We start from the raw sequence: 1,833 nt of genomic DNA, 5'->3' as shown, positions 1-1,833 counted from the left end.
TCCATCCGATGCAGGTATCTATCGCGGAGGCGCTCCCGCATGCGGGAAAGACTCATCGCGGCCAGGGCGGCGTCCACGGCCGCCTGGTCACGGGCGGCGCGGCGCTCGGCGAGAACGCGGCGCTGCTCGCGCTCGACCTCGTGACCCACCCGGAGGATCTCCAGCGGCTCGTCGACGGACGCCGTGTGGCAGTTCACCCCGACGATCCTCTTCTCGCCCTTCTCCAGCTTGCGCTGGTAGTCGAAGGCCGCCTCGGCGATCTCGGACATGAACCAGCCGTCCTCGATGCCGCGCAGGATGCCCGAGGTCATCGTGCCGTCGGCGCCCATCTCCCGGATCCTCGTGAAGATCGCCTCGGCCTCGGCCTCCAGCCGGTCGGTCAGCGCCTCCACGTACCAGGATCCGCCGAGCGGGTCGGCGACGTTGACGATCTCGGTCTCCTCCATGAGCACCTGCTGGGTGCGGAGCGCGATCTCCGCCGCCCTCGTGGAGGGCAGCGCGAGGACCTCGTCCAGCGCGTTGGTGTGCAGCGAGTTGGTGCCGCCGAGCACCGCCGCGAGCGCCTCGACCGCGGTACGCACCACGTTGTTGTACGGCTGCTGCGCGGTCAGTGACACGCCTGCCGTCTGGGTGTGGAAGCGCAGCCACTGGGCCTTCTCCGTGCCGGCCCCGTAGACGTCGCGCAGCCACCGCGCCCAGATCCGCCGGGCGGCCCTGAACTTGGCGATCTCCTCGAAGAAGTCGATGTGCGCGTCGAAGAAGAAGGACAGGCCGGGGGCGAAGACGTCGATGTCCAGGCCGCGCGACAGGCCGAGCTCCACGTAGCCGAACCCGTCGGCCAGGGTGAAGGCCAGCTCCTGGGCGGCCGTGGCCCCGGCCTCGCGGATGTGGTAGCCGGAGACGCTGAGCGGCTTGTACGCGGGCACCTCCGCCGCGCAGAACTCCATCAGGTCGCCGATCAGCCGCAGATGCGGCTCGGGGGCGAACAGCCACTCCTTCTGCGCTATGTACTCCTTGAAGATGTCGGTCTGCAGGGTGCCGTTGAGCCTGGTGACCGGCACCCCCTGCCGCTCGGCGGCGACGACGTACATGCAGAAGATCGGGACGGCCGGACCGCTGATCGTCATCGAGGTGGTGATGTCGCCGAGCGGGATGCCCTCGAAGAGCAGGTCCATGTCCAGCACGGAGTCGATCGCCACGCCGCAGTGGCCCACCTCACCGAGCGATCGCGGGTCGTCGGAGTCGCGGCCCATCAGCGTGGGCATGTCGAAGGCCACGCTCAACCCGTCACCGCCCGCGGCGAGGATCATCTTGTAGCGCTCGTTGGTCTGCCGCGCGTTGCCGAACCCGGCGAACTGCCGGATGGTCCATGCCTTGCCCCGGTAGCCGGTGGGATGCAGACCGCGGGTGAAGGGAAACTCCCCCGGCCAGCCGATGCGCTCCATCCGCGGGTCACCGCCGTCCGGACCGTAGACCGGCTCGACGTCGAGCCCGGACAGGGTGCGGAACTCGGCCTCACGCCTGCGAGCCCCGTCGAACCGCGCCTGCCAGCGCGCACGCCCCGCCTCGACCTGCTCAGCGTCCATGGCCAACCCCCTGTACGGCAGCGGCTTACCCCCGGCTTGTGGCCTCCCCCAAATACTAGGACGTCCTACTAATCCCTGGCGAGAGCGAGCCCTCACCGGCGACCACCCCAAGAATCGCCATACGGGACGAGCCAGGCACACCATCACATGGGTGATTGTGCTGATGCGGCTCGTCACCTGGTGTCCGCCGGTCGGGCGGATCCTGGGCGGGTGGCGATCTGGGGGGCCAGCGCCGGCGGGTACACCG

2 protein-coding genes are annotated in these 1,833 nt (G+C 69.4%); one reads left to right on the top strand and one right to left on the bottom strand.

Features of this window, described 5'->3' with window-relative positions; genetic code table 11:
* Positions 1-1,586: methylmalonyl-CoA mutase family protein (locus tag ABZ260_RS50640; RefSeq protein WP_355633014.1), on the bottom strand; the 1,586-nt coding region annotated here is incomplete at its 3' end.
* Positions 1,587-1,733: 147 nt separating this feature from the next.
* Between ABZ260_RS50640 and ABZ260_RS50635 the strand changes: the two genes are divergently transcribed.
* Positions 1,734-1,833 (top strand): prolyl oligopeptidase family serine peptidase (locus tag ABZ260_RS50635; RefSeq protein WP_355633017.1); only part of this gene is annotated, 100 nt, incomplete at its 3' end.

The sequence above is a fragment of the Streptosporangium sp. NPDC006013 genome (assembly GCF_040614275.1).
Classification (GTDB): domain Bacteria; phylum Actinomycetota; class Actinomycetes; order Streptosporangiales; family Streptosporangiaceae; genus Streptosporangium.
The sequence above is the reverse complement of the archived record's forward strand: the minus strand, read 5'-3'. Positions and strand labels throughout refer to the sequence as shown.